Here is a 26,097-nt window from a genome sequence, read left to right as displayed (position 1 = left end):
CCTTCGGGCAGGGTGCCAGGCGCTGCGCGCCTGCATCCGAAGGAGCGTGCCGGCAAGCCGGCCCGGCCCGGGGTCACTCCGAGCTCACGTCTCGGCCGCGGGGTGGCTGTGGGTCTCGGCGTACTCCTCGGCCCACCGCTGGCACCGCTCGAGGTCGTCCCCGTGCAGCAGCACCTCGTCACGATCTGCCCAGCGAACATCACCGGCCGGTGTGACCAGCAGCGTGCCGGTGGGTGCGGTGATCGACCAGCCCTCGCGACCCTGCTCGTCACGGGTGCGAACACTCCACACCGGGAACCCTGCTGGGCGAGTCGGGGTTGCGCGGATCACGCGGCCGGTGGCGAGCGCCCCCCGCACCCGGGTGCCGGCTGCGTCCTGGTTGCCCTGGTGCAGGATCGCTCCGGTGATCCGCCCGGAGCGCCGACCCACGTAGATCGCGCCGAAGCAACCGTCCTGACCGTGCTGGTCGACCACGTGGATCGTCCGTCCGCCGACAGTCGTGGTGCGGATCCGGAAGCCACGGTTCTGAGCCTGCCGGATGATGCGCTCAGTCACGCTGGTCATTGTGATCTGCCCTCCTTCGCTCTGTGCCGTTACCGGATCGTGATTGACGTAGTGGTGTGCGAGTGGTGGGTAAGTGGTTGCCCTGCTTGGGGGTGGGGGGCTGCGCTCCCCCGGCCCCTTAGGTCAGACGAACCTGCCGCGTGACCCGGGCGGCCCGCCGGAAGGCTCGGCGGGTCTGCCGTCCCCGGCGGGCCCTGGAGAGGACCGCCAAGGGCCCAACGACCACCAGCCCGGCCAGCCACGCCAGCGACCCATAGAAGGCCACTGCGAGCGCTGTGCACGCCACGGCGAGCACGAGCAGCCGCAAGCCTCGACGGGCCCCGTCGTGACCCTTCTGACGGCTCACCGGTATCCCTCCTTGGCCAGCTGCTGACGCTCGAAGCCTTCGAGGTCGTCCACCTCGTCATCGCGCCATGCGAGGTTGCCGGTCCAGTCGTCCCGCAGGCGCTGCCCGCCGGCGTTGTACCAAGCACCGCACGAGCAGGAGACATCCCCCTGCCCGCGCCAGCGCTCGACCTGCTGGCCGCACTTCCCGCACGGCTTGGCCCAAGTGGGCTTCTCATGGTCAGACATCTCGGTGCCCCTTCCGGCGGCGTCAGATCAAGTGACGGATGGTCAGTCCGTCGAGGTTGGTGTCTTCGACGTTAGCCGCCACCCCTGACAGCAGCCAGGGTTTGTGTCCCAGGGACGGGCGGCATGGGGTGCCCGTCCCTGGGGTGACGATTGCTTCCCCGTCCCCCGGGCCGGGACTGTCCGGGGGCTAGCGGTTGGGCGCTGGCAGGGTGGCGACCGGTGTGTCGCCGACGTAGACGCGGACCTCGAGCTCGAGGTCGTCCCGGTCCAGGTCGAGGACGACCACCGGCAGCGGCCCGTCGTCGGTGCTCCGGTGCTGGTACATGGCCAGGCGCAGCCCGCCGATCGCGCCGAGGATCACCGGCAGGTCCGCATCGCCGGGCCAGACGGCGGCGTGCGCCTTCAGGGCGCCGGGGCGATGGCGGACCGGGTAGGCGTTCCAGTGCCCTCCCCCGCTGCCCTCGCGCTCGATTGCCTCTTCGGCGCTGTCTGCCTCGATCGGCATCGAGGTGTAGGTGACGATCCACTCGCTCACGACGCCACTCCGCAGAGCCAGTCCCGCCCGTCCCGGCCCTCCACGTGCGTCCCGCCCGGCGGGGCCGCGAGCGCGGCCCGTAGCGGCTTCTGGAGGCCATCGCTGGCGCGGGTCAGGCAGTCGTCACGGTGCTCGACCCAGTCCGGTCACTGCCACCCGGCTCCGGCGTCGACGGAGAACACCCGCACCTGCCCGGGGTGCACGCGGTGCCCGAGGACGGCGACGTCGACGTCGTTCGGCCCATCTGGATCCCGGGTGACCAGCACCTCGGCGAGCACCGGGTCCTGGTCGCACTCGGCGAGGACCTGGTCGACGGCGAGGACGAAGATCCCGCGGCGACGGTCGGTGCACCACAGGCCGGGTACTGCTCCGACGTGCTCGCCGTTGCCGATGTGCGGGAGGTAGAGGTGCGCTGCGGCGAAGTCCACGTCCTCGGGCAGGTCGAGGTCTTCGATTGCGCGACCGGCGTCCCAGCCGGTCACGTCCAGCCAGTCGCCCTGGTCGGACGCCTCCAGGTGCACCCGCACGACGGTGGGGTGCTGCTCCCGGGTCTGCCGGGCGATCGCATAGGCCGCGGCCCGCATCTCGGCCACGGTCGCCTCGATGACGATCGCGGCCAGCTGATCCATGCGTGCCAGCGCCTCTGCGACAGAAGAGCCCACCTGCTCGACCCTGGCGACCTCGCCAGACGACGGATGAACGGTGCTCATTCGAGAGCCGTCGAAGAGGCCCCGCTCGGTGACCCACCACGACACCTCTCTCCCGGTCTCCACGCCATGGTTCCGCTCGTCCTCTGTGTGGTGCAGACGAACGACCCGGTCACGTTGGAGGTTGTTGTTCCATACAGCCAGCCCGGGCGTGATTGGCACACCATCAGCGGTGTGGCTTGCAGTCGCAGCCATGACATCTCCTTGCGGAGTCAGGAGCCGATGGTCAGCCGGCTCAACAGGTTTGGTGGTTCTCACGCTACCCGCCAGCACTGACGCGCAACTGCCGTGAGCCTCCGAAGACGGGCGGCATGGGGTGCCCGTCTTCGCAGGTGGTCGATGATCGCTGAGCGACCCTAGTTGTCGCGGCCTTCGGTGAGTTCGACGGTGACGGTGCCGCCCTCGAAGGTGACAGCTGCTGTCCACTCACTGAACATCTCGCTCTCACTCTCGGCCGGCTGGGCGTCGAGCAGCTGCACGAGCTGGGCCAGGCACCCCCGGCCACCCTGGATGCTCACGATGCCGGTACATCCGACGTGGAAGGCGTCGGCATCGCCGGCGGCAAGCGCGTGCGCGGCGAGGAACCGGATCCCGCGCAGTCGGGCGATGCGCTGCCGCTGTGCCTGCTCGCCTTCGGTCTCGATGGTGGCTGTCATGGCTGCCTCCTTGCGTCTTGTGTGGTGTTGAGTGACACGATTCCGCTGCTGGCGCTGGCACTGCACGGTCGGTGGGTGAGAAGGGGGGTTATCAGGCGTTGCCGGCACCTCGGGGTCGGTGTTCTTGGACCGTGTGCCAGGGCGCCTTGCTGGTCCAGGAGTAGCCCGTCTTCACCGCTACGGTCTTGGCGTTGCAGCGGGCCACGGTGTGCCAGGAGCCGCTGATCTTGACCAGGTCGCCCACGGCGACATTCTCGGGGCTGTAGTTGGTGGCCTGGCCGGTGGCGAGCTGGTCGGCCCGCACCTTCTGCCAGTGCTCGAGGTCGGCCCGGTCGATGGCGAGCAGGTCTTCGAGGTCCTGGCGCTGGTGCCCGGCCGCGGCAGACTGGGCGAGGCTGCGTTCCATGCGTCGGACGCCGGCGGCGAGACGCTCAATGCGGTTGGCCACCGTCACCGGACTCTGCCGATGCCGGGGTCCTGCCGCCGCGACCGCGGCAGCCGCGGCCGCACGTTCGGCTCGCTCCTGGTGCTCCAGGCTGGCCTCCATGTGGGACCGGATCTTGCGAGCGTCCCGCTCGGCCCCGGCCTGCGAGTGGTGCCCAAGCAGGATCGGCTGCCCGAACGGGATCCCGTCCGCGATCCGGCGCGAGGCTGCGTACCGCTGCTGCGCCTTGGCCTGCTCACGCTCTGCCCGGTCCTCCAGTCGCCCCGCCCGCGCCTGCGCACGCACGGCCAGCCGCTCCTCGACCTCGCCGCGGTCCCCGGTCGTGGTGTCGATCACCACCTCGACCTCGAACCCGGCCGCGCGCAGCTGGACTGCGGTCTGCTCGATCAACACCCGCTTCGGTGCCGCGTCCCGGCTGCGCGGAACGAACCACAGCCCGATGCTGCGCCCCCACCGCCAACCCAGCCCCTTGACGACCTCGGCCGAACCGTCCCCTCGAGATGTCCCGTGCAGCAAGGTGCCTTCGGCCTCGGTGTGCTCGATGGTCAACGTCATGACCCCTCCTCGGGTCTCAGCAAGCGATGGTCAGTCGCTCGAAACGTGGTTGGTGCATTCGACGCTACCGCCCACCACCGACCCCGGACCGACCCACAGCAGCCGCGTCAGGCGGCATGGGGTGGCCAGGCTCGGGGGTTCTCAGACTGGCTCGATGAGGATGCTCACCCCGGCGGGTACCCGGATCACGACCGCATCTGGTGACTGGACCCGCACCGAGATCCGGGACTCGAGTTCCTCGACGAGCTCTCGGCGGCGTGAGTCGTGGCGATACCGAAGCATCTCGATCAGGAACCCCTGCATGGCCGCTTCGGCGTTGCCGGGTTGCCTCGCCACGTGCACCCACCGCAAAGGCCGCGCCTGGCCGCGCCTCCAGTCGCCTCCCGGCAGCGGCGTTCCGATCAGGCCGGCGAAGTCGTCAGCAGGCCTCCCGCTCCAGCGGATCCGGTCATCATCGCCCCGGGTGTATTCGGACACGGCGTAGGCGGACACGATCGTGCCCAGGTATGAGCCGAGGATCAACTGAACGCTCTGCGCATCCTTCGTGCTCACCCGCGCCCAGTCCCCGAGAGTCACCTGCTTCAGCCGCTCGAGCTGGGCAGCCCGGTCTCCCTCCAGCCCCAGTTCGATCACAAGGGGGTATGTCCGGGCGATGTTGACGGCGATTGCCTGCATATTCGCGCAGCCTCCTAACATCCGTTTCTATGTTAGGGATGATAGTAGCCTGTGGCGGCGTCAGGCAGGCGGTGGTGGTGGGTACGCCGGCGGCGGGCTGTGGCGCTCACCCGCCGCCGGCGTACTGGTCAGAGGAGGTCAGTCGACGTCGACGTCGCCGACCTCCCACGTGATGTCGTCCTCGCCGAGCGCGGCCCAGACTCCCTCACGGGTTAGTGCGCAGATGGCCTCGCTCTCACTGGTGGCGCTCAGGGTGACTCGGACGGTCGCGCTGACCTCGACCTCGAGGTCGTAGTCGCGGCTGCGTACTGGTAGGGGTGCACTATTCGGGGTGAGCACAGTTCTCCTTTCGCAGCCTGCGAGTTCTCGACCCTGGAATGACCGACGCGGCGTCCGCACCGCCGGGGGAATGCTCACAGGGAGGGCATCGTGTGAGCGCGGGCGGTACTTCAGATACTCGATGGGAACTTCCTGGTCCGTGCTCTAGGGTGGTGGGCATGTTGGTTCAGGGCACTGCCTCGCTGCGCCTGCGCAGCCGCTGACGGCGGCGAGCAGCACTTCTCTTCGTGACGCTCCCGCCCCCGGAGTCATGCCGGGCGGCCGCTATGCCATGCCCGGCTCCGCCACGAACAACGGAGCGAAGCAGTGCCCACCTACCGCCACGGCCGTCACGAGCACGGCCAGAACTACCTCACCGACCGCCAGACGATCCGACGCATCATCGACCTGGTCCGCGACACGTGCGGACCGATCTTGGAGATCGGACCAGGCGAGGGCGCGTTAACCCGCCCACTCCTGAGCCTTGGTAGACCCGTCCACGCCGTCGAGATCGACCCCCGTCTCGCCCGAAAGCTCAACCAAGAGCTTGGTCTCGCCACGATCACCGAGGGCGACTTCCTCAAGCACAGGATCCCTGACTATCCGCACGTGCTCGTCGGGAACCTCCCCTTCCACCAGACCACTGCCATCCTCCGCCACATCCTGCATGCACCCGGGTGGACCGACGCGGTGCTACTCGTCCAGTGGGAGGTTGCCCGACGACGGGCCGGCGTGGGTGGAGCCAGCATGATGACCGCTCAATGGTCACCATGGTTCGAGTTCACCCTTCACGGTCGCGTGCCGGCCCGAGCGTTCACCCCGGCTCCGGGAGTCGACGGAGGCCTGATGGCGATCCGGCGCTGCCCAGACCCGCCCATCCGCATGCGCGATCGTCGCCGCTTTCAGGCCCTTGTCCATCGGGTGTACACCGGTCCGGGACACGGATTGGCTCAGATTCTCGCTCGCAATACCGCCCTCGGAAGTCCGAAGGACGCCACGTCCTGGTTGCTCAAGCACAGACTCGCGGGATCCGACGTGCCCAAGTCGATGAGCACGATGGCATGGGTCGACCTGTTCCGCACGACGGGGACGTCTCCGCCACCGACACGCACCAATCGCGGTCAACGCAGCCGCCGGCGAGGTTGACGACCGACGGCGGGAGGCCTGGCGCCCGCGTGGATCCTGAGGTAAGCGCCTGGCGGTGTTCAACCCGACCAGCGTTCCTCACGCCGGATCCTGAGCTCGGCGCAGGACGACGTACTCAGTCCACTGGCGCTCGACCAGGGCAGCCCACTGGGAAGCGGTGGTGTGTGCCAGGCCGAGGTAATCCGCGAGTACGGGGACGGGCAGCTCCTTAGCGAGATGCGCGAGTGCGGCGTTCCTGGAAGGACGGACTCCGATTCCCAAGCACTGCTTCGTGCGTGCTGCCAGACTGCCGGGGTTGAGGTGTCGGCCGGGGTGTTGACCGGGGAAGAGCCAGCCGCTCATCGACTCTTCGGCCACTTTCCGCTGCTGCAGCACGAGATCCGCTAGAGAGTCAGGGAGGTGGATCGGCGTTCGCCCGACGATGAGTTCGACGCGGCCTTCATGTTCGACGACCTGTTCCACGCTCATCGTGGTCAAGGCGGTCGGCCCGAGGGCGAAAAGGAGAAGGAGGGCGCCAGCCACACGGATGTTTAACGGAAGTGAGGAGTCGACGATGCACCGGTGAAGCGTCTCCCAGCGCCGATCCGTGGGGAGGAACTCCGATGGCTGGCTATGTCGCCGCAGCGGTACCCGCAGCTCGTCCACCAAGCCTTGGCGATGGGCCCAGCTGATGAAGTCACGGATCTCCACGCGAGCCGGCGGTCCATTGGCGAGCCAACGGTCGAACCCCGACTGCGACAACTCTTGGAGCCCATGCCCTTCGGCTTCCAGCCACGACAGAAGGCGTAGGGCGAGGAGGAGACGTTCGCGTGCGTGATGACGAGTTGCCGGGCGGTGAGGGCGCCCCTTCGCCCGTCGCAGTACGTGCCACATCGCGTACCGTCGAACGATCGTCTGGTGCTGGGGCTGTACGGCGCCAAGTCGCTGGGTCAGCCACTCAAGGGTGTCGTCTAGTTCCGATGCACGACCTGGCAAGACTCCGGTGAACATGAGAAGTGCTCGAAGGAAGTTGGCGGCTGCGGTGTTGTTCTCGGCATCGAGCGCCTCGTGGCTCAGACCTTTGCCGTTGAGGAGTTCGCGAAGGATGGCCGCGGATCGGCTGCGCGTCCAGCCAATCGCGGTCATGGGGCGGTTCTCGATGTCGAAGTAGTCCAGCAGCGGTCTGAGGCTCTCAACCACATCACCGTCGCGTGAGATCACAGACATCAGTTCTTCCTGAGCGGTGCACCTCGGACATCGTCCACGAGAGTAGGGAGCAGCGAGGACACCGCAGGCGTGGCAGGTCCACGGGCGTCGTTGGCCCGCGCATGCACCGCAGATCCGGCGATCACCGCTGGCGATCCCGACCAGGGGTCTACTCTCGCCGCACTGAAAGCAAGGGTGAGGCTTGGTGCGGATCTGTTGGTAGCAGGCGCTGCACACAGGTCCGAGGGGAAGCTCGGCCCACACGGGCGAGGTACGACCGCACGCCCCGCAGGGTCGTTGCGGGCGACTGAGGACGTAGCAGGCGTAACAGAGATGCCCGCCATTGACCCGCCTGACTTTGGGCGACGTGCCCTTGCCACAGTCCCGGCAAGAGACCGGTCTCGGGTCCCAGCATCGGTCGCATAGTCGCTCCCCCCGTGGTCCCCGCCGGGGGACCTGCGCGTGCTCTCGACCGCAGTCAGAACACGCCTGCTTGTGGTGACGCTTGTAGCAGGCCCAGCACAAGGCAGCACCGGCGACGTTGAGGCTCTTCACCGTGTGCGTGCGCCCGCAACTCAGGCAGACGAAGCTCTCCCGCGGTCGGCAGGTCTGGCACAGGGGCTCGCCACCTGGAGTTCGGGCTGCTACGGGGTTGACCCGGCCGCAGAGGGAGCATTCCTGGCGACGCGCCGGATCATGCCTGATGCACGCCGTGCAGACCAGGCCATCCGTGGAGTGGCGGCCGCCGACTGGCCTGATGCGGCCGCAACGCCCGCAGGGGACAAGCCGATTGGCGAGATAGCAGGTGCCGCAGACTCGGTCGCCGTTGGCGCCCCAGCGGTTGAGAACCACTTGACGCCCGCAACCCGAGCACTTGGCTGGGACGACGAGCCCTGGGTGTGTCTCGGCAAGGGCCTTGAGAAGGCGCAGGCGACTTGCAGGGCCGTCCGATCGTCCTGACACCAGAGCATCGGGGTGGCTGTCCAAGTAGCTGAGCAACTTGGCTTGGACCTTGGGGTACAGGTTGAGCCCACCGAGAATCTCGGCAACAGAGTCCCGGACGTCGGGGTTGTCCAGCAACCGACAGATCGCCTCGACCAGCCGTGGATCAGTCGGCCAGGAGAGCACGTCATAGACCCTTGGGCCGCCGGATTGTCGTGCGTCGAACGGGAGGTTGCTCACGAGCTGCCGTCGTGCCGGTCTTGGCAACCTCCCGATTCACCACCGACACGCTGATGAGGTCTCCCGGCCCACACCCGAGGATGTCGCACAGCGCTGCGAGGGTGTCCATGGACAGCCGCTGCGGCGGCTGGGTCACCAGCCGGTAGACCTGCTCCCGTGATAGATGAATGCCTCGCTCCTCGAGGAGTGGAAGCAGGTCGCTCGTTTGGAACATGCCATGCGTTGCCATGAGCTGGCGCAAGTGCCAGTCATAGCCCATCTTGCGGATCATGAGTGATCTCCCATCGGTGTCGGTCCCGGTCGATGACGCGCTGAAGCAGCCGATGCCGGTAATCGTCTGAGACGCCGGCGTAGACCGCTGTGGTGGAGGCGTATTGGTGGCCTACCTGGTCCTGAACGAAGCGTTCCGGGTAGTCGAACTCGATCAGGTGGGTCACGTAGGAGTGGCGGAGCGAGTGCAAGTCCAGTTCTCCGGGCAGGCCCGCTTCCTCGCGGGCGTCGTTGAACGCTCGGTTGATCGACCTCAGAGAGAGACGTCCAGCTCGCTCGGAGAGGAACAGCGCAGGGTGGCCCGTCGGCCCGAACATCGGTCTCAGTTCATCGATCCACTGCCGCACCGAGGCAACGACCCAGTCCATCTCCGGCACCAGCAATACGGATCGACGCTTCGGAGGACCGCCACGCGAACTCTTGCCCCATCTCACGAACAGACAGCCCGCCTTGCCGTACTCGGGCACCTTGGGGTTGCCGTGGAGATCGGCGAGGTCAAGGCCCCAGAGCTCGCGGCGTCGAAGCCCAAAGGCATACACCACCTTGAGGACGATGGCGTCACGCTGCGCGGCGATCGCGCCTTTCCGGCCTCGGCAACGAATGCTCTCCACGAGACCGTCAGCGGCGTCGAATAGTGCCTGAACCTCGTCGTAGGTGAGTGGGCGGCGTCCGGGGTCGCCTTCGTAAGGCGTGGTGTGGTGGTAGCTGTTCCACTCGGTGACGACCTGGGTCGGGGCAGACCCGAACTCGTCCTTGCATCGGCTTACCCACTCGTAGTCCGCGCTCGTGACGTACTCCAGGAAGATTCGCAAGGCTGCTTGGTAGCCGCGGATCGTCGTCGGTCGAGCCCCGACCAGGCTGGTGACGAAGGCTTCGAACTCGGTTGCTGTCCACTGCCATGGGTACTGGTTGGTGTACTCCGCGAAGCGCCTCACGACAGCCAGCCGGCCCTCGATCGTCGAGGCCTTCAACTGCCGCGACCTCTGTTGAGCGGCCCACCCTTCCTGCATCGCGTCGAAGACGATGCGCTCGGGATCCACAGAAGGGGCAACCCCGGGGAATCGTCCCGCAACAACGTTCGTCACTGTTGCATTATATGCATCATTGATGCGGATGGATCACCCGAGGCCTGCGGGCCAAGCGTCGCGCCCCTGCTCTCGCTAGCTGTCCAGGGCCTGCCAGTCCTCCAGTGCTCTGATGACGACTGGCAGGTATCGCTGGACCTGTTCGCGATCGCTCTCCTGTTCTCCCTCCGGGAGGTTGACAAACGGCGTCTCGATCTGCCGCTCCCACCTTGCGACAAGATCTGGTGGGATGACGAGGGACCCATCGTCACGTCGTTGGCAGTGGGCATGGACGTAGCGTTGCCAGTGGGCCCATCGCTCGTGCTCGATCGAGGCGAGCCGATCGAGGATCCTCTTGCTCTCGAGGACCTGTCGGATCCTGTCGCTCTCGGACATTAGATGAGCTCTTGGTTGACTAGTCCCCAGTAATGCTGACCAAGGACGGTCAGTTCGCAAGCCTTTGAGTTCATCGCTGCGTGCCACATGTGCTTCTCCCCAACGGGCCGTACGAGGTTGACCTTTGCGAGTTCCTGCAAGATCGCGAAATCTGCGTTCTTCAGGGGATCCGGCAGCGGAGTGCCCGGGGGCTCGCTCCCATTACGCTCGGGCTCGTAGGACGGATCCAACGGGAGTTCCAACGCCGGGTCCTGAAACAGCTCGGTCAGCCTCTGCAAAGCTGTCAATGCGATCGGAGCTTCTGCCTTTCGCAGTGAAACGAAGCGCTCAACGTTGGTCTTGAAGACCGGCCGCTGGGCCCAAGGCCCTAGCGATTGATCGACATGTGCGTACACACTGCCCGGCGTAACCTCACCAACCAGGTTAGCCGCGGCACCGCTGAGAGCATCCACGAGGAGGTTGGTGAACACCCCAGAACCATTCGATTCCAGTGAATACTGTTTCGCCGTTGACGCGGTGAGAATCGTCACGCCGTCCTTGATCTCGGCAAACGCGGGAGAAATCGGATTGTTCCCCGCTCCTCCGCTGTGGCAGCAGTCGAGGATGATGACCTTGTTCTCCGCCGGGGACTGACTGGCCAACGTCATCACATCGCTGAGGGCGAGTCCGTCATGGCCGTCAGCACAGTCGCTAGGGCACAGGAATCCGCCCGTGCTGTCGATATAGCCGTGGCCCGAGAAGTAGAACAGCGCGATGTCGGCCTTGTCCCGAAACAGTTCCTGGACGGATTCGCGCAACTCGGTTCGCGACACGGCACTATCCTCGCTCGTCGCCACAAGCAACTTGGGCTGAGTGAAGTTCGTGGTCCCGTCGGCGTGCCGGTCCAGGACCCCCTTGACATTGTGCGCGTCATTGGCTGCTCCGTGCAGCGATACTATCGACTCGTAGTAGTCGATCCCCACGATGAGTGCCTTACGCATAGCTCAGAGCGAGTCGATGAAATTCGCCACGTTAGCGTCGGTCCATTCGACGGTTTGGACGCCCGCCAGCGCAGTCCGGTCATTGGAGTAGATCCAGATGCCTCGGATCTTCTTCCCCTCCTCCTTGGCGCACTGGATCTCCCACTTCTGACCAGATGACGTGAGCGAGTTCTTACTGACCAAAGCCACAATTCCGTCGGAGCGGCGAATCCGGGTGCGGACCTTTTCTTTCCACTCAGTGTCGTACGGCTTCTTGACCGACATGTCGATGAACTCGTAGGGGTGGCGCGGGTGCAGGGATTGTCCCTTGAAGAGGTCCCGCATCCTCTCGTCTTCGATCGCGAACGCGACGAATACAACCTTCTTGTCGGTCATGATTACTCTCCCATCGCGGCTAGGGCGTGAATGGCCCCGCAAGTTACTTCGGTTGAACAGGGCTCGATCGACTGTAACCTCGTCACGAGATGTTGGGGCCGCCCGCTGGACGAGCGGCCCCAACGTTGCATCCGTTGAATATGGCTCGCTTCCGGGGCAGCCCCACACGGGCCATGAAGTCATCGAACTCCCCACACCACTCGCGGTCGTCGGCCTCACCGTGTGCCTCAGCCACGACCTGCTCGCGCCACGCCTCATGCTCGCTACGGGTGGCGTGGTGGGCCCTCGCCTCAGCCAACAGCGCCCCCATCGCGGCTCGCTCGCCCTCGGTGGCCCTCCCCGTGACCAGGTGGCGTGCGTCGGCCTTGGCGACCGGCATCACCAGCCGACGCACCGTGGACCCGCACAGCACGAACACCGAGAACGTCTCATGCACCCGCGTCACGGCCTCCACCGGCCCCAACCAGTAGCCCTTCACCCCGGAGGGGATCACGTCAGGCATCTCGACGAACTCACCGGTCACCGGCAGCAGCACCACCGTCGCACCCTCCCGGCCGGTTCCCGGCTCACGCGCGGTGAACACCTCACTGCCCCGCAGCGCCGTCACGGTCGTGATCTCCTGGTCGACCACAGCGGGTCGTCCCACCAGGTCAATGCTCCACGCTGGAGCCTCAGCAGCCATGGTTGTCATGGGTCATCTCCTCATCGGAGTCAGGGGGCAGATGGTCAGCCCGCCCCAGTTGGTTGGTGCCATCGACACTACCGCCACCACCGACACCGAACACCCCTGAAACACAGGGAAATCCACTGTGCCCGGCGGCATGGGGTGCCGGGCACAGTGGAACAGCGCACAAGCTCTTGAGGGCCGACACGAGGCGGGTTCGCCCCTCCTCGGGAAGGTGGCCTTTTCCGCGGCGCGGCGTGCCTCGTCAGGGCAGTGAGGTGATCAACCCGGTGCGCAGGTCCCCCTGCCAAAGTGGCGCGTCGGAATCGACCGGGACCAGGGTGACCAGTTCGGCGTACTCGGGGAGGTGATCCGAGGCTTCCACGAGCGCGTCGTCGTAGACATGGCCTGCGTAGTAGCCCAACTGTCCGTTGACGGTGCGATACACCCGGTCAGAGGTCCGGGGCAGCAGAAGAGACTGCGCCTGGTCGAGTGAGATGGAGAACTCGACGCCAGGGTTCTGCGCTCGGGCTCGCGCGAGCAGCGCGTCCGTCAACCTCGTGACGTCCCCGACTGCGTCGGCAACGATCTCCTCGTACGGCTCCACGACTGGTTTCCTCCTTCGCTCACACGAACTCGCGTAGCCGGGGAAGGACAGTCGCGAGCTCCTCGAACAGGGTTGGCCAGCCGCGCCGAAGCCAGGTGATCCGGCCCTCTTCGAGTCTGCTTCCGTCGATCATCGCCGATACCCGCAGGAAGTGCTCGGGGGCGCCGAGCCGCCGCAGTTTGTCGTAGACCGGGTTGACCGGGAGCTGGTTCCGGCTGATGTGACCCCAGATCTCGTCGGTGTGCCAGTCCCACACGGGACCGTAGGCGACGGTGCCGTCGACCCGGCTGATCAGCCCGCCGTGCTGTGCTCGTCGCTGCTGCGTGGTGCAGGTGGTGGTGCACCTGCAAGTGGCTGATCGAAGTGCGTTGACATAGCCCGCCGCTCGTCCGCGGGACTCCTGCGCGCGCACCCCCCACAGCTCGCCGGGTCCGTGTGCTCGGTGTCCGATGGCGGCTGGTTCGACGATGAGCACCTGGTGCAGGTTGGGCACCCCCAGGTCAAGAGCGCGGTGGTCCCAGCCGCCGTTGCCGGCCAGCACCTCGAGGGTCGTCATCCGGGCTGGGATGACATGCAGATTCAGCGACCACAGTGCCGTCAGCTGCTCGAGGTAGGCGTAGGTCTCGGGGAACTCCAGTCCGCTGTCGAAGAACATCACGACCGCATCAGGCGCAACCTGGCGGACCAGATCGAGGACGACGAGGGAGTCCTTACCACCAGAGAAGGCGACATAGCCCTCGTGTTCGTCGAGATGCCTGCGGATCCGTCGCCGAATGAGGTCGAGGTCGCGCCGGGTGGCCCGCAGCCCTTGCAGGGCGTGCACGTCGAGGCCTGCGGTCATGAGCTCAACAGCGCCGGGAGCGCGAGCTGGTGCTGGCGTGTTGGGTGCATGTATGGAGGACGAATGCCGGCGCGACCGCGGCCGCCGTCGAGAACGTCACCGCCGGCGCGGGCTCGACAACTCAAGGGAGACGGCCGGCCGAGAGTCCCGTCGGGGTGCAGATGACCCGCGGTGAAGTCGTCGAGGTCCCCGGCGAGCTCCACCTCCCAACGCAGTACGTGGCCTTCACCGGTGGAGCGCTTCTTACCGATGCTGACGATCGGCTCCAGAAGCTCGAGGATGGCCGAGGGGTCGCCGACGGCGTGCCACGTGACCGAGGAGCATGGAGTGACCAGCAATGGCATCCTGCGCGCGCGGTAGCGACCCTGACGGTCAGAGACCGTCTTGGGTAGTCCGTGGGACACCTGTTCAAGTGCTCGGGCGTCCACTCTCCCGGTCCAGGTGTGGACGTCCACCCGTCCAGGGTCCTGGTCAGGGCGTGCGCAGGTCGCGGCCCAATGCCAAGGGCCCTGGCTGGGCGTGCAGCGCGCCAACGGAAGATCGAGATCGGGAGGGTCGTCTCGTTCCATCGCCCGCACGTAGTCGTGACCCTGCTCCCTGTAGATGGCCTTCTGTCGAGCCCATAGCTCCGAGGCGAGCAGCCCGTCTAGGGCGATCCCCCAGGGCGCGGCCTGCGCGATCCCGAAGGCGAGGTGTGCCCGGACCCTCAGTTTCTTCACGAGAGCCCCTGAAGGGCAGTGAGGATTTCCTCACGGTTCTGGGTGACCACAGATCGCCAGTCCGGAATGTCCTCATCCGCTGATGTCGAGTCGTTGGTGAGGTTTGCCCGCACCTGCCCATGTCCGATCCCGACCCTGCCGCCGAGCCGTCCGTCGGAACGGAACGTCTGGAGGACCTCGAGGAAGAACGCCATCTCCAAAGGGCTGGGTCGCCGCAGCCGCAGCCAGGTGCTGAACACCGTGCCGGCGGGGAAGGTCTCGATGTGGAAGAGCATCTGGTTGCTACCGCGCAGCACCGGCTCAGGCTGGCCGTCGTCGCCGAAGATGAGTTCGGCTCCGGTTTCGGTCGAGGGGATGACGCCGGCGAAGTCGTGCCCGTCGCCGTCGTCCTGGCGCGTGTATGCCTCCAGCTGGGTGGCGGTGAACGCTGAGCGGGTCGTGGTGACTCCGGTGATGTGCCTGGTTTCGCGCAGCTGGGGGACCACCTTCCCGACGTCGAGGGCGCCGTTGATGATCGTCCCGCCGCCGGCCGCGCCGAAGACACCGATCTGGGGCACGAGGTCGCGCAGCTGCTGCAGGCGGTTGCCAGACAGTGGCTCATGCCCGGTCTTGGCCAACGAGCCGCCACCTCTGAGTGCATGAGCGGCCGCCGGGTGCAGCAGGCCTTCGTAGCCAACAGCGTCTCGCAGCAGCTCCTCCCCCAGCCGGCGCAGACGTCCACGGAAAGTGTTCCCGGAGACGATCGGAACGTGGACGAGATCTCCGTTCGGGGCGCTGACCAGCTCACGCCGCAGCAGCGTGATGGTTCCTCGGGTCACGCCGCCATGGGCGATCGAGGACAAGGCGGTCAGGGTGCCGTCCCAGCTCGTGGTGCGCATCAGGCCACCGCCCCGACACGGGTAGCGCGCGTCTGGCGGACGGCGTCGGCCACGATCCGGGTCCTCAGCAGCAGCGCCTCGGTCTCGAAGCGGAGGACCTCGAGCACTGGGAGAGACTCCGCGCGCAGCAGCTGCTCGAGCTCGGCGCGCTCGGCGGCGGTGCGGGGCTGGGACCCGAGGTCGTCGGCGACGTCGCGCCACCACCGGCGAAGGTTGCCGGAGCGGTAGGTCGCGCAGATCACCCGGTCAGGCAGCAGGCTCTCCCAATACGTCGATCGGTACCGGGAGACCCATCCGCCGGACCAGTCGATGCCGTAGTGCACAAGCAACAGCAGGCGTTCGGCCTCGCCGGCGGGCCCGGCCAGGGCCGGCATGAAGTCAGCCGTGGTGGCCAGCCATCGCGACGTTGGAGTGACGTCCTGGTTCACAGCATCACCGCGTAGGTCGGCAGCGCCATGAACGCTGGCGCCCGGTCCAGACATCGGGGGCACTGCACCTCAGCGGGGTGGTTGTCGATCTCCTGCAGGGCAGCGCGGCCACACAAGGTGGTCGCAGGCAGGTCGTCGGGTCGGGTGCCTGGCAGCGCCGGGCTTGCCACTACCAGGTGAGTGAGCGGGCTGCCCGCGGCGGTGACGCTGCGAAAGGGGGTGTTCATCGACGGCTCTCCTTCGTGGTGGTTGGGGTGGTGATGTGCACAGCCAGCGCCATCCAGGGGTTTCCCTGCTGTCGCCAGGGCTCGAGCAGGTCCCAGGCCTGGAGCGCCTGCCGAAACTGCTCTTGTGCCAGGTTCTTCATGACGTGGAAGGGCGGGGCTGCGGCGGTGAGCATGCGTGAGCCGAAGCCCAGGGTCCGCAGCTGGTCGAGCTGCCGCAGCAGGCGCACCTCCTGATGGCTCCAAGCCAGGTCGACGTCCTCGATGCTGACCCGACCCCAGACGGCCGCCGGGAGCAGGTGCTTGCGTCCGGGCCTGAGAGGAACGACCAGCGCGTCTCCGGCCTTGAGCGGGCCGGATCTCAAGAAGTCGGCGACACCGGCGCGGCCCAGAGAGGTCAACGATGCCGGCTTACGAGTGATCAGGTGTGCCCCGGCGCGTAGCTCAGCGGTGGAGTAGCCCCACGCGCACATGGGGCACACCCCCCGACCAGAGGGGTTTGCCCACCCGTCGAAACCGGTGAACTGCTTGGACACCACCGCACGCAGCGGGGTCAGGTGCTCGTGGGCTCCGCAGTGGGAGCACTGTCCGGTCAGGGTGGACAGGAGAGGGGTTGGGGAGCCTGCCCCGACCCACGCAGCAGTGAGCACATCCATGGTGGCCTCGCACGGTCAGTGGTTTGCGACGGTCACCTGGGAAGGTTCACCAGCAAGGTCTCTGTGACCCCGCCCTTCCCCTCGGTCGAGAAACGGATCAGTAGGTTCGAGAGTGAGGGCCGTTGAAGAGGTCGACCGCTGACTTTCCGGCCTTCTCGGCGGCCAGGATCGCCGACCGCACCGCCGGGTCCTTCAGATCCAGGGAGCGCAGTGTCTTGTCCCGCCCCTCGTCGATCGCGTCGATCCGTGCGTAGACCGCACCGTGATCCTCGGCGTACCGGGCCAACCCCTCGAGGCGTTCCAGGGCGCCGGTGAAGCTGCCGCTGTGAGGGTCGACGATCGAGGGCACGATCTGCCCGTCGGCGTTGGTGTCGAAGAAGATGAAGTCCGGCTGCAGCGACTTCCAGGCGCCGTCCTTGCGGTAGGGCACTCGGATGGAGTGCTTGCCGGCATCGGAGGGGTTGCGATACCAGGCCACCACCGAGGATCGCTCGAGCTCTTGCGCCAGGACGTCCTTCTCCCAGCTGGTGAACTTGGGGTCCAGTGGCCACTGGCCGTCGCTGTCGGCCAAGACGTGCTTGGGGTAGCGCGGCAGCTTCTCCCCGTCCGCTGTGGCGCCCTCTACGCGCTGATTGAGTTTCAGCTGGGTGGGTGTCGGTTCTGGCTCGCGCGCCTGGCCTCGAATGTCGTCGTACACCGCTTGTCGGGGGTCGCCCAGGAGTTTGATCTGGCCGTGGTACTTCTCCAACCATGCCCGGGTTTGGGTCTCGGCGGCGTCATGCAGTGCCTTGACGACGACGGTCTCTCCGTTTCGTTCAATCCGGGACAAGGCCGCAACCTTGGCGTCGATGCTGACCAAGTCAGCGGTGATGCCGTCGGCGGCAAGCGCCTGCTGGTAGAGCCGCTTGAGGTACCCAGTGACCACAGCTGCGCCAAAGATCCGCCGGGTAGTCCCAAGTGCCTCCTTGACGGTGTTCTCATCCGCCTCCCTCACCATCTGGCTGGACTGCGCAGCGCTGTCCCCGTGCCGGGTGGTGAAGCGTCTGATCTCGGCTTGCATGATCGCGGCCGCGATCTGCTCGACGTCGGCGGCGTACTGGGCCGCAGCACCGTCGAGAACCCCGAAGAAGGTGCCCATGAGCTGCTCGTTGGGCTTGTCCACCAGGCCGTCGACGGCCATCGCGGTGGCCGCGTCGATCGCTCTCTTGACTGGTTTGGGCATAGCCGCCGGCTTGGGTAGGGACGGCAGGCTCTCCAGCAGCTCGCGCACCTCGTCAGGCACCTGCTCGTTCCAGGCCAGGTCGACCGGCTGGAAGATCACCTTTGGTCCCGGAGGAAGCGGTGGCTCGCCGCCGCGTGTCTTGGCGACACCCATGATCTCCTCGGAGACCGCCTTTGCTGTGGGCCGGTCGAAGTGCGGCAGAAAGCACGAGGCCGAGTTGAGCCGGTCGTCGTTAGTCGACCTGGCCAGGGGGGTGCGCACCATTCGACCGAGCAGCTGGGTGATGTAGGTCTTGTCTCGTGCCGGCCGCAGCGAGACGAGCACCTCCGCGCGAGGGCAGTCCCAGCCGGTGGAGACGGCGTCCTTTGCCAGCAGCACCCGCACCGTGGGGTCGTTCTGGATGTCCTGCGGCTTGACCTTGGGGATCGGCACACCGTTGATCTCCAGATCGCCGCGGTCGCCCAAGACGTGAGCGACGCAGTCGTCGGTGAACTCTGCGAAGGCGCCACGGATGACGCTGAGGGTGTTGGCGATGAACAGGTCCTCGGCCTTCTCCCCCGCCGCCCCGGTCTCCTTGTTGGGTAGCTGCACCACCAGCAGCGGGGTGACCAGGTCCTCCCCCACGCTCGCGCAGTACTCGGCCCATCGTGCGCTCTGATCGACGAACTCGACCGTGCCGTCCCGCAGCATGGAGGTCTCGAAGTCGCCCTTCTCGTCGGGTATGTCGAGCACGAGCGTGTTCTTCAGCAGTCCAGATGCCTGGACCCGCACGGGGTCGATGACCACGTTGGACTTGGCTGTGCGCTCGGTGGCGCTGGCCATTGCGGTGGTGAACCGCTCCGGTGTCGCCGAGATGCCCCAGACTATCGGGACAGGCAGGTTGGAGCCGTTGCCATTGATGATCTTCTGCACGATCGTCTGGCGCTCCTCGGCCTCGTCCCGCCGGACCGCCTTCATGCCCTCGTGGGCCTCGTCGAGGATGACGTAAAGGGTCAGGTGCTCGTCCCTGATGGTGTTGTCGAGGATCTCCCAGAAGGTGAACTGCCGAGCGTTGGTCTTGCGCACGAAAAGGCTGCTGCTGGCCAGCTTGGCCGGGTTGATGAAGTAGACGGTGCCCTTCTCCAGCTTCTCACCGGCGAAGTCCTTGTCCAGCAGCACCAGGTCACCGACCGGGACCCGATCAGCGGCCTCGATGATGCGGTGCCGGGTCTGCTCGTTCAGGGCGGGGTCCTTGCTGATCCACAGCACCACTGCCCCGGGGTCGGCCTCAACGTCGAACTCGGTGGAGCCGTGAACAAGTGCCTCGATGACCGTGGCCGCGATCACCGTCTTGCCGGCCCCGGTGGTAGCGGACAGCGCGAAGGAGAACCGCTCCCCGCGGCGGTGGTAGTCCTCACGGCACTGCTCGAGCCGTTCCAGCACGGCGCGGGCTGCGTCGTCCTGGTAGTCCTTCAACTGGAAGCGCAACCGCTTACTCCTTGCCGGTGTTGATCTCGAAGGTCCGAAGGTACGACTCATAGAGCCGAACCGTTTCGACCTGTGAGGGCAGCAGTCCGGACACTCGCTGGAACTGCTTCTCGTCGTCGGTCACGATGAATGCCACTCGGACCGAGTTCTTCGACTCGACGGCCTTGGCGAAGGGTCCCGCGGCGTCGATGGCGAAGAGCACCCCATAGGAGTCGACCACCGCGTAGGTGTCGGTGCGGGCGATGATCTGCTCACCAATAGCCCCGGCATGCATCCACAACAAGGGGGCAATGGCCTCGAACCCGAGGTCGGCCGCGACGACCCGGGGGTCCTCGTAGGTCAGGGTGAAGAACTCAACGTTCTCCTCGAGCCCGTCCGACATAGGGAACTCGTCGATGGACTTGTAGTCACCCTTGATGGGAGCACCGGTGGAGGTGTGACCCGTGATCGCTGCAGTGAGTCGAGGTTTGGTGATGTACTCACAGATCCCCAGAGCCTCCCAGTCGGGATCACCGGGGCGCAGCATCTTGGCCAGGAGTTCCCTCTGCTCAGCCGCAGATACCTCGTTGTTGGTGACCGAGATGGAGCGCCGACACCCACTGTCCTGCTTGTTCAAACGCATCACGGCGTGGGCCGTCGTACCGGATCCAGCGAAGAAGTCGAGGATGAGAGCATCTGGCTTGTCGCCGACGAAGAACCTGAGAGCGTCCTCCACCGCGTAGAGCGACTTGGGGTACGGAAACTTGCGATCTGGCATGAGGAGTCGGTTGATGCGTGAACCGTTCTGGTCTGCGTCGTGCGACGGCATGTTCCAGGCGGACTTTGGTTTGACCTGGCGCGCAACCTCCGCACCCCAGTCGATCTCTAGGTATCCCTGTTCGTTCTGGCCACGGGATACCAGCTCACCGGTTGCCAGCCGCTGAATCTCAGACTTTCTGAGGTACTGGATGCTCGGCTCACCTCGGTGCACCTTCAGCCTCAGGTATCCCTTCAGGCGGAGTTCTTCGGCGGTTTTGGGGTTGCACTCATAGCGACCTTGAGTGCCGTCCTCTTTGATCGGGTACATGGCCGTGGCACCGGGCACGTCGGGTTCGTCCCCGGGCTGCTCTTGCGGACTAAGCGGTGAACCGATGGCGACGATGGAACCGTCTCTCACGTAGATCGGATAGAAGCAGCCCGGCCGATCAACGCGCAGATTGCCAGCGCCGCGTCGCCGCAGGCTGTTCCAGATGGCTCGGCGTTGCGCAGGGCCGCCGGCCTCCTTGGTCATGTCAGTCACCCAGGAACTGGGCACCGCGCTCCCGATAGCCACGAAGAAGATGTATTCGTCTGTGCGCCAGAAGCCCAATGGCCTCTGTGACCCACTGGGATTGATGACAGAGCTCACCATCTGGATGTTGGCCTCTGGGAAGGTCTGCTCCAGTAGCAGCCCGAGGCGCAGGTACTCCTTCTCATCAATGGTGACGATCAGAACTGAGTTGGTGGGGTTGAGCAGCTTGCGGGCGAGCTTGAGTCGGCGCTCCATGAAGGACAGCCATTTGCTGTGTCGATAGGCGTCCTCGCCGTCAACGTAGTCGTTGTTGTACTTCCAGTCCTTGGCGCCACTGTTGTAGGGGGGGTCGATGTAAATCGCGTCTACGGCGCCTTGGCTGGTGAACAGCATCGTCTCGAGTGCGTGGAAGTTCTCGGCGTTGATGACCACATGATGTGGCTTGTCCCCACCTCGGCGTATGGATCCGGTTGAGCGCAGCCCGGGGTAGATCGGGTCGCGGAAGTCGGCGATGACCACGAGCTCGTCCAGCGGGGCGGTCTGCTCGTCGTCACCCTCGAGGTCCTGGAGTCGCGCCTGGTGGCCAGCCTTGGCCTTGGTGATGGTCTTGACTCGCCAGGTGCGACTGTCCTCGCGGGGCCCGTGCTGCCCTCGGGGGTTGAGGAGCCGGACCTTGTCCCCGGCCCGAACGGTTCTTCCGTATAACTCGACGGTCTCCGGCTTGTGCTTCTCGAAGTTCAGCCCGAACTCACGACGCCTGGCCAGGGTGCTGATCTGTTGGCGCAGTTCAGACGCCAGAGACCTGTCAACCCGCTCGACGCGGTCCAGCAGGTTCTTCAAGTCGTTGGCCATGGGGTGGTGAGCTCCCGAAGTGGTGGGTGGGTTCTGCCCATGACCTTACGGCTCGTGTTGCGTTGGGAGCGTGGCGCGGCTTGGGAGCGTGGCGGCGTGGCGGCGTGGCGCGTGGAGTGTCAGCGGTCCCTGGTGTCGTAGTCGCGCGGATCGAGCCCAAGGCGGGCCATGACGTCCCACAGCTCGGCGTCTGAGGCGGTGGGCTTGCCGAACTCGCGCAGCACGTCTGCGCGATGCCTGGCGATCGCCGCGATCAGCGAGGCGATCACGCGGCGAGACTGCGGGGGGTGGGCGGTGGCGTGCTGCCCGGCCCAACCTAAGGCGCCGTTGCGGTCGCGGCCCCGGTTGACCCGCTGCCAGCTCATCTCGCACTGCTGCGTGAACTTCTCGGCTCGTTTGGTGCCGGCGTCATCGAGATTGCCGCTCTCGATGGCGTCCTCCGTGGTGCTGAGGAACTGCTCGAGCACGTCGTAGGTGCGGTCAGCGAGCCGGTCGTCCTCACGAAGGACCCTCCAGAACCTCTCCCAGAGCCGCCGCCCTTGCGGGTCCTGGTCGCGTGGCACCAGGTGCGCCTGGATCAGTTGAGCAAAGGCCAGGTCGTCGAGGTCGATGAGGGTCCGGGCGGTGAATCCAGGTGGGATTGGAGCCGGATTCCGAAGTCGGCTCCAAGGGCTGTCGATAAGGGCCATCGTGTTGTGCCAGCTTTTCTCGGGGTCGGGTAAGGGACTACTCCGAGTCTCGCCTATCCAGAGAGTCGTCGTCACGCCGCCTTCTCCTTGGCCTTGGCGCGCTCCTTGGCACGTGCCTGCGCGTTGGCGCTCTTGCACTCTCCACAGCGGCACCCGCGCCGTCGGTACCAGAAATAGCCGCCCTCCCCGATGGGGTGCAGCGCACCGTTGGTGAGCTCGTTGCGTGCGAGGTCCTGTAACCAGTCGGCGGTATCGACATCGTCCTGGTCGAGCTGGAGCATGATCTCGCGATCGTTGCTGGTGGTCCCTGCCCAGTAGCCCTGCTCCTGCCCGGCCAAAGCCCAGAGCAGGCAGCTCTGCCGCGCCGGGCAGCGCCGGCAGAGGGCGGCCATCATGTCGGGGACGACACGCCGTTCCCGGTCGGGGACCCACTCCATGTGGGTGGGGAAAGTCGCGCACCTGGAGCCGCTGACGGGGAACGCCTGCCGTGAAGACGACACGGAGGCCGCGCCACCGTGGTGACGAGCCTCCGGGTCAGTCTGCATGCTCGCAGTGAGCTCAGTGTAGGTCGTGAGGCTTCGGTGATGGGTCGTGATGGTCATGAGGTTCCCCTCTCTCTCCGGCTGGTCAGTCCGGTTCTCGCCCTTGGTGGGAGCGATGGATCCACCCTCTCGCACTTGCTGCGACCCGTCAACTCCAACCGGCTGTCGCTCGTGGTGTCCGTAGACTGCAGCCCGTGAGCGACCCCCGGCAGGTCACCTATGGCTACGAGGAGCTGGCATCTCGGATTGAGGAGATCGTCGGTGAGCGGCCCTCTCGCTCATCCCTTCGAGCCGCCCCCGCGCAGGCTCGCCGCGCCGAGTCGACGTTGACCAAGCCCCGATTGACGGTGGGGATGCCGGCACCCCTGCCGTCCGTATCCAGGACCGCCCCGGCAGCATTCGACGCCGACGAGGTCGAGAGATGGTTGGCGGACCACCCGCGCCTGGCGTGGAACCGTGCCGTAGGCGAAGCCCGACTCGCCTTGGATCAGGGTGTCGACCTCGAGCTCGTGATCACGAGGGCGTTGGGAAGCGGCCTGTCATGGCGCACCATCACCACGCTCCTAGTGGAGCACGACGGGCTCGCACGCAGCACTGCCGGGGTGCACAAGCGCTACAGACACTTGGCTACCCCAGCCGACTAGCAGCGGCTGCCCGCCACGCCCAAGGCATTGCCCATCGGCTCGGGTCACGGCCACTGCGTAGGTAGTGCGAGGACGACCACCGCAATCAGTAGGCGAGGCTTCACGCCCGGGGAAGGTGCAAGGGTCACCGGCCGGGGACACCCTCACCCGGCGAGGCCGGCCCTGGCGATTGCTGCGGCCGCTCCGACGATGATGGCCGGCCCGAAGGCAAGATGGCTGCTCGCCCGAGCACCACGTACCAGCATCCAGAGGGCGGCGACAGCGCCGGCGGCAAACCCGGCGGCCACACCGGTAGTCAGGGCGGCCCATCCGAGCGCGCCGAGCATGAGTCCGGTCACTCCGGCGAGCTTGACGTCGCCCAGTCCCATCGACCCGACCAGCGCCAGGACCAGGAACAGCACCGTCAGGGCTGCGCCGGAAAGCAGTGCGGTCACGAGCATTCCCCAGCCCCCACCACCCATAGCTGTGGCCAAGACCAGAGAGGCGAGCAGGGCCGGGGCCCACCAGCTCAGCAGACGGTCTGGGATGCGGTGCACGTCCAGGTCGATCCAGACCACCACCACCGACCCGACGAGGTAGACCCACGCAGCGATCACCAGCCATGGGTCATCCAGCACCCCAGCGAGGGCTCCGGCCGCGGCCGCGGCCGGGATAACGATCCGCGTATGGGCCAGGCTCAGACGAGGGGCGTCCTCACTGAGGCGGTACCTTCCCGTGCGCAGCCACACCCACAGGGCCACCCCGGCCCCCATGCCCGCGGCCGCGCCGATGAGGGTGCTCGCCAGGTTCACGCCGGGCCCGCCTCACCAGCCGCCAAGCACACCCGATGCCAGATCTGCTCCATCAGGTGCGGGTAGGAAGAGGACGAGCACTGGCAGCTCTCGAAGGTGTAGACCAGCTGCGGCAGGCCAGTACGGCAGCAGTCCTTCTCGCACCCCGGGCACACGCTCTGACGAGGGTGGGAGTGGGCCCATCTCGTCAGCAGGTCCGACCCGGTCGGTTGTCTCGGCATGCCAGCCAGCGCGTCAGCTGCGCTCGGCCGCGGTGGGGTCTTCGTAGACCCGCCCGGCGACCTTGCGGGGAAGGCCCGCGGCCTCACTGAGGATCTCAGGGTGGAACCCGAACATCTCTTCTCGCTCGGATCGCTCGGCCGCTTGGGCTGCGTCGTCGTTGGTCTCGGTCATGACTGCTCTCCTTGTGGTGATCAACTCTCGGGGGTGACATCGCGCAGCTGCACGACCATGCGGGACCCGGTGGATCCGTCGGGCGCACGGTAGGACGCCTCCTGCACCCCCACCACCTCGAGCTCCATCCCCCGAGGCAGCAGGTGCTGAGTGTTGTCCTTCTTGTCCGACTGTCCCAGGTAGGCGCCGCGCCGGGTCTGTAGCTCGAACACCGCGACCCGCCCGTCCGGGTCGTTGACGTAGCCGGCGGTCTCGTGCAACTGGTGGGTGGCATGAGTGAACCGGTCGAAGGCGACGCGGTCACCGGCGCCGAAGTTGTTGCGCAGGAACCCAGGCAGGTTCTGATGGTTGATGTAGTAGGGCATGCGGACGTTGCTGTAGAGCACGTGCCCACGGTCGTTGTGACGCTCGTAGGACTGGATTGCGCGGTCGACCCGTCGCACTTGCTCCTGGTCTTTCTCGGTGAGCGCCTGAACGTCCCCGGTGCCGGCTGACAGTTGGTCGTTGAGATCCCGCCACCGTTCCGGCCGGGTGACCAGGTCCTTCTGCGCGCGCAACTGGGTCAGCGGCATGGTTGCCTGGGCGTCATGGCGGTCCTTGCTGCGCTCGTTGCGCTGACGCGAGGACAGCGGCCTACGCTCCTGACCTTCCTGGGGTAGCTGACGCCGCATCCGCGAGTCGCCCAGGTCAGCGTTTGTGCCGCGAGGGAAGAGCCGCTCGCGGTCCTTCTGCATCCGGCTCAGTCCACTCATGCCCTCGGTCATGGAATCCAGGTCCCGCAGCCCGGCACGGCTCTGGCTTCGGTCAAGGTGCTCGTCGAGGTCGACCAGGCGGGCATTCTTGGCCGGTGACGCGCTAGAGCCACGGTCCGGGTCTACCGCGTAATCGGGGTGGCCCTTCCTTGGCATCGTTCGGCTCCTTTTCCTTCGCGGTGGGCTGGTGGTGGTGGAAGGTACCCACCGGCCACGCTCTGTGACAGCCAGGGCCAGGATGAAGGATGAGGCCGCTGACCCGCCGTAATGCCACTGACGGGGAGGGCTGGCGATCATCGCCGACGTGCTCGGGTCAGTAGTAGCGCGGCGGAGCTCAAGTGGGTCTTCGGGGTGGTGCCCTCAGCCATCCATGCCTGGGTGAATCCCTGAACGACCTGGTCATCGCCAGCCTGGAACCGCCAGGGGCCCAGCTGCGCCAGTGTCTCGTGCACCAACACGGTGGCGTGGAATCGTGTCGGGACCAGGGCTTCGTCGACGACCTTGCCCCGCCGCGCCAACTCGGCGACTCGATTCGGCTCGTCCCGGGTGATGGCGAGCTGGCGGATTCTCAGGTGGCCGACGGGGATCTGAAGGACCACAACCCTGTGTGTCTCAAGCCAGCGCTGCTTCTCCCACGCGGGCTTGATCCCCATCTTGCGGGGCAGACGCAGACCGTCGATGGCCTTGTATGCGTAGCGCGCCTGCTGCTCTTCGCGCGCCAGGGTCTCGGCTCGAGGGAGCAGCAGCTCGATCAGCTGCTCGAGCCGCTTGGCGGGGATGTGGGCCACGGAGCGACCGTGCTTGGCGTGCAGCCAACGCTGCACGGTGCGCC

At 66.3% G+C, this 26,097-nt stretch carries 33 protein-coding genes; 2 read left to right on the top strand and 31 right to left on the bottom strand.

Annotated features, from left to right (window positions below; all coding sequences use genetic code 11):
* Positions 1 to 84: 84 nt before the first annotated feature.
* The 9 genes from GA707_RS18960 to GA707_RS18920 all read right to left on the bottom strand — a co-directional run bounded on the left by GA707_RS18960 (position 85) and on the right by GA707_RS18920 (position 5,049).
* Positions 85 to 555, bottom strand: coding sequence for a hypothetical protein (locus GA707_RS18960; protein WP_152180019.1), 471 nt, complete (start codon positions 553 to 555; stop codon positions 85 to 87).
* Positions 556 to 682: 127 nt separating this feature from the next.
* Positions 683 to 910, bottom strand: a complete 228-nt coding sequence (locus tag GA707_RS18955) for a hypothetical protein (RefSeq protein ID WP_152180018.1) — start codon at positions 908 to 910, stop codon at positions 683 to 685.
* Complete coding sequence (locus tag GA707_RS18950) at positions 907 to 1,137, bottom strand: hypothetical protein (RefSeq protein ID WP_152180017.1); 231 nt, start codon at positions 1,135 to 1,137, stop codon at positions 907 to 909. The genes GA707_RS18955 and GA707_RS18950 overlap by 4 nt, the downstream gene beginning before the upstream one ends.
* A 187-nt stretch (positions 1,138 to 1,324) precedes the next feature.
* Positions 1,325 to 1,672, bottom strand: a complete 348-nt coding sequence (locus tag GA707_RS18945; protein WP_152180016.1) for a hypothetical protein — start codon at positions 1,670 to 1,672, stop codon at positions 1,325 to 1,327.
* Between the two features lie 146 nt (positions 1,673 to 1,818).
* Positions 1,819 to 2,574 carry a hypothetical protein gene (locus tag GA707_RS18940; protein ID WP_152180015.1) on the bottom strand — a complete coding sequence of 252 codons (756 nt, stop codon included), beginning with the start codon at positions 2,572 to 2,574 and terminating at the stop codon, positions 1,819 to 1,821.
* 161 nt (positions 2,575 to 2,735) lie between these two features.
* Positions 2,736 to 3,035, bottom strand: coding sequence for a hypothetical protein (locus tag GA707_RS18935; RefSeq protein ID WP_152180014.1), 300 nt, complete (start codon positions 3,033 to 3,035; stop codon positions 2,736 to 2,738).
* 91 nt (positions 3,036 to 3,126) lie between these two features.
* Entirely contained in the window at positions 3,127 to 4,035 is a 909-nt protein-coding gene (locus GA707_RS18930; RefSeq protein WP_152180013.1) for a DUF3560 domain-containing protein, read from the bottom strand.
* A 141-nt stretch (positions 4,036 to 4,176) separates the two neighbouring features.
* The gene (locus GA707_RS18925; RefSeq protein WP_152180012.1) at positions 4,177 to 4,710 is read right to left on the bottom strand and encodes a hypothetical protein; all 534 of its coding nucleotides are present in this window, start codon (positions 4,708 to 4,710) and stop codon (positions 4,177 to 4,179) included.
* Positions 4,711 to 4,848: 138 nt separating this feature from the next.
* Entirely contained in the window at positions 4,849 to 5,049 is a 201-nt protein-coding gene (locus tag GA707_RS18920; RefSeq protein ID WP_152180011.1) for a hypothetical protein, read from the bottom strand.
* Between the two features lie 306 nt (positions 5,050 to 5,355).
* On the opposite strand from GA707_RS18920, the gene erm reads away from it, so the two are divergent.
* Positions 5,356 to 6,174 (top strand): 23S ribosomal RNA methyltransferase Erm, encoded by an 819-nt coding sequence (gene erm, locus GA707_RS18915; RefSeq protein WP_048700196.1) that lies wholly within the window; start codon positions 5,356 to 5,358, stop codon positions 6,172 to 6,174.
* A 78-nt stretch (positions 6,175 to 6,252) separates the two neighbouring features.
* On the opposite strand, the gene GA707_RS18910 is transcribed toward erm, so the two are convergent.
* From GA707_RS18910 to GA707_RS18825, 18 genes are all read right to left on the bottom strand, one after another.
* Positions 6,253 to 7,380: a hypothetical protein gene (locus GA707_RS18910; protein WP_048700198.1), complete on the bottom strand. Its 1,128-nt coding sequence runs from the start codon at positions 7,378 to 7,380 to the stop codon at positions 6,253 to 6,255.
* Positions 7,381 to 8,488: 1,108 nt separating this feature from the next.
* Positions 8,489 to 8,812 carry a helix-turn-helix transcriptional regulator gene (locus GA707_RS18905; RefSeq protein WP_048700200.1) on the bottom strand — a complete coding sequence of 108 codons (324 nt, stop codon included), beginning with the start codon at positions 8,810 to 8,812 and terminating at the stop codon, positions 8,489 to 8,491.
* Positions 8,790 to 9,896 carry a tyrosine-type recombinase/integrase gene (locus GA707_RS18900; RefSeq protein ID WP_226963962.1) on the bottom strand — a complete coding sequence of 369 codons (1,107 nt, stop codon included), beginning with the start codon at positions 9,894 to 9,896 and terminating at the stop codon, positions 8,790 to 8,792. Before GA707_RS18900 ends, GA707_RS18905 begins: the two co-directional genes overlap by 23 nt.
* A gap of 75 nt (positions 9,897 to 9,971) precedes the next feature.
* On the bottom strand, positions 9,972 to 10,271 hold the full coding sequence (locus GA707_RS18895) for a hypothetical protein (protein ID WP_048698326.1): 300 nt from the start codon (positions 10,269 to 10,271) through the stop codon (positions 9,972 to 9,974).
* Positions 10,271 to 11,251, bottom strand: coding sequence for a caspase family protein (locus tag GA707_RS18890; RefSeq protein ID WP_048698327.1), 981 nt, complete (start codon positions 11,249 to 11,251; stop codon positions 10,271 to 10,273). Before GA707_RS18890 ends, GA707_RS18895 begins: the two co-directional genes overlap by 1 nt.
* Before the next feature lie 3 nt (positions 11,252 to 11,254).
* Complete coding sequence (locus tag GA707_RS18885; protein WP_048698329.1) at positions 11,255 to 11,626, bottom strand: TIR domain-containing protein; 372 nt, start codon at positions 11,624 to 11,626, stop codon at positions 11,255 to 11,257.
* 82 nt (positions 11,627 to 11,708) lie between these two features.
* On the bottom strand, positions 11,709 to 12,317 hold the full coding sequence (locus GA707_RS18880; protein WP_193315424.1) for a hypothetical protein: 609 nt from the start codon (positions 12,315 to 12,317) through the stop codon (positions 11,709 to 11,711).
* A 238-nt stretch (positions 12,318 to 12,555) separates the two neighbouring features.
* Positions 12,556 to 12,897 carry a hypothetical protein gene (locus tag GA707_RS18875; RefSeq protein WP_152180009.1) on the bottom strand — a complete coding sequence of 114 codons (342 nt, stop codon included), beginning with the start codon at positions 12,895 to 12,897 and terminating at the stop codon, positions 12,556 to 12,558.
* Positions 12,898 to 12,916: 19 nt separating this feature from the next.
* Positions 12,917 to 13,738 carry a phosphoadenosine phosphosulfate reductase family protein gene (locus GA707_RS18870; protein WP_152180008.1) on the bottom strand — a complete coding sequence of 274 codons (822 nt, stop codon included), beginning with the start codon at positions 13,736 to 13,738 and terminating at the stop codon, positions 12,917 to 12,919.
* Positions 13,735 to 14,076: a hypothetical protein gene (locus tag GA707_RS21425; RefSeq protein ID WP_226963961.1), complete on the bottom strand. Its 342-nt coding sequence runs from the start codon at positions 14,074 to 14,076 to the stop codon at positions 13,735 to 13,737. Before GA707_RS21425 ends, GA707_RS18870 begins: the two co-directional genes overlap by 4 nt.
* A 377-nt stretch (positions 14,077 to 14,453) precedes the next feature.
* On the bottom strand, positions 14,454 to 15,335 hold the full coding sequence (locus tag GA707_RS18860) for a hypothetical protein (RefSeq protein ID WP_152180006.1): 882 nt from the start codon (positions 15,333 to 15,335) through the stop codon (positions 14,454 to 14,456).
* On the bottom strand, positions 15,335 to 15,763 hold the full coding sequence (locus GA707_RS18855; RefSeq protein WP_226963960.1) for a hypothetical protein: 429 nt from the start codon (positions 15,761 to 15,763) through the stop codon (positions 15,335 to 15,337). The genes GA707_RS18860 and GA707_RS18855 overlap by 1 nt, the downstream gene beginning before the upstream one ends.
* Entirely contained in the window at positions 15,760 to 15,990 is a 231-nt protein-coding gene (locus GA707_RS18850; RefSeq protein ID WP_152180005.1) for a hypothetical protein, read from the bottom strand. The genes GA707_RS18855 and GA707_RS18850 overlap by 4 nt, the downstream gene beginning before the upstream one ends.
* Positions 15,987 to 16,388: a hypothetical protein gene (locus GA707_RS21420; RefSeq protein WP_226963959.1), complete on the bottom strand. Its 402-nt coding sequence runs from the start codon at positions 16,386 to 16,388 to the stop codon at positions 15,987 to 15,989. The genes GA707_RS18850 and GA707_RS21420 overlap by 4 nt, the downstream gene beginning before the upstream one ends.
* Before the next feature lie 352 nt (positions 16,389 to 16,740).
* Positions 16,741 to 19,332, bottom strand: a complete 2,592-nt coding sequence (locus GA707_RS18840) for a DEAD/DEAH box helicase (protein WP_193315423.1) — start codon at positions 19,330 to 19,332, stop codon at positions 16,741 to 16,743.
* A 4-nt stretch (positions 19,333 to 19,336) separates the two neighbouring features.
* On the bottom strand, positions 19,337 to 21,454 hold the full coding sequence (locus GA707_RS18835) for a site-specific DNA-methyltransferase (RefSeq protein WP_152180002.1): 2,118 nt from the start codon (positions 21,452 to 21,454) through the stop codon (positions 19,337 to 19,339).
* A 119-nt stretch (positions 21,455 to 21,573) separates the two neighbouring features.
* Positions 21,574 to 22,017, bottom strand: a complete 444-nt coding sequence (locus GA707_RS18830; RefSeq protein ID WP_226963958.1) for a hypothetical protein — start codon at positions 22,015 to 22,017, stop codon at positions 21,574 to 21,576.
* Between the two features lie 197 nt (positions 22,018 to 22,214).
* Complete coding sequence (locus tag GA707_RS18825) at positions 22,215 to 22,745, bottom strand: WhiB family transcriptional regulator (protein ID WP_226963957.1); 531 nt, start codon at positions 22,743 to 22,745, stop codon at positions 22,215 to 22,217.
* A gap of 134 nt (positions 22,746 to 22,879) precedes the next feature.
* Between GA707_RS18825 and GA707_RS18820 the strand changes: the two genes are divergently transcribed.
* Positions 22,880 to 23,329 carry a hypothetical protein gene (locus GA707_RS18820; RefSeq protein ID WP_152180000.1) on the top strand — a complete coding sequence of 150 codons (450 nt, stop codon included), beginning with the start codon at positions 22,880 to 22,882 and terminating at the stop codon, positions 23,327 to 23,329.
* Positions 23,330 to 23,472: 143 nt separating this feature from the next.
* Here GA707_RS18820 and GA707_RS18815 read toward each other — a convergent pair whose 3' ends face one another.
* The 4 genes from GA707_RS18815 to GA707_RS18805 all read right to left on the bottom strand — a co-directional run bounded on the left by GA707_RS18815 (position 23,473) and on the right by GA707_RS18805 (position 26,053).
* Positions 23,473 to 24,120 (bottom strand): A24 family peptidase, encoded by a 648-nt coding sequence (locus tag GA707_RS18815; RefSeq protein ID WP_226963956.1) that lies wholly within the window; start codon positions 24,118 to 24,120, stop codon positions 23,473 to 23,475.
* Positions 24,121 to 24,354: 234 nt separating this feature from the next.
* Positions 24,355 to 24,513 carry a hypothetical protein gene (locus tag GA707_RS20985; RefSeq protein ID WP_193315422.1) on the bottom strand — a complete coding sequence of 53 codons (159 nt, stop codon included), beginning with the start codon at positions 24,511 to 24,513 and terminating at the stop codon, positions 24,355 to 24,357.
* 20 nt (positions 24,514 to 24,533) lie between these two features.
* The gene (locus GA707_RS18810; protein WP_152179999.1) at positions 24,534 to 25,421 is read right to left on the bottom strand and encodes a hypothetical protein; all 888 of its coding nucleotides are present in this window, start codon (positions 25,419 to 25,421) and stop codon (positions 24,534 to 24,536) included.
* A gap of 137 nt (positions 25,422 to 25,558) precedes the next feature.
* Positions 25,559 to 26,053 (bottom strand): hypothetical protein, encoded by a 495-nt coding sequence (locus GA707_RS18805; RefSeq protein WP_226963955.1) that lies wholly within the window; start codon positions 26,051 to 26,053, stop codon positions 25,559 to 25,561.
* Positions 26,054 to 26,097 lie beyond the last annotated feature (44 nt).

Source organism: Nostocoides sp. F2B08 (genome assembly GCF_009184895.1).
In the GTDB taxonomy this organism is placed as follows: domain Bacteria; phylum Actinomycetota; class Actinomycetes; order Actinomycetales; family Dermatophilaceae; genus F2B08.
The sequence above is the reverse complement of the archived record's forward strand: the minus strand, read 5'-3'. Positions and strand labels throughout refer to the sequence as shown.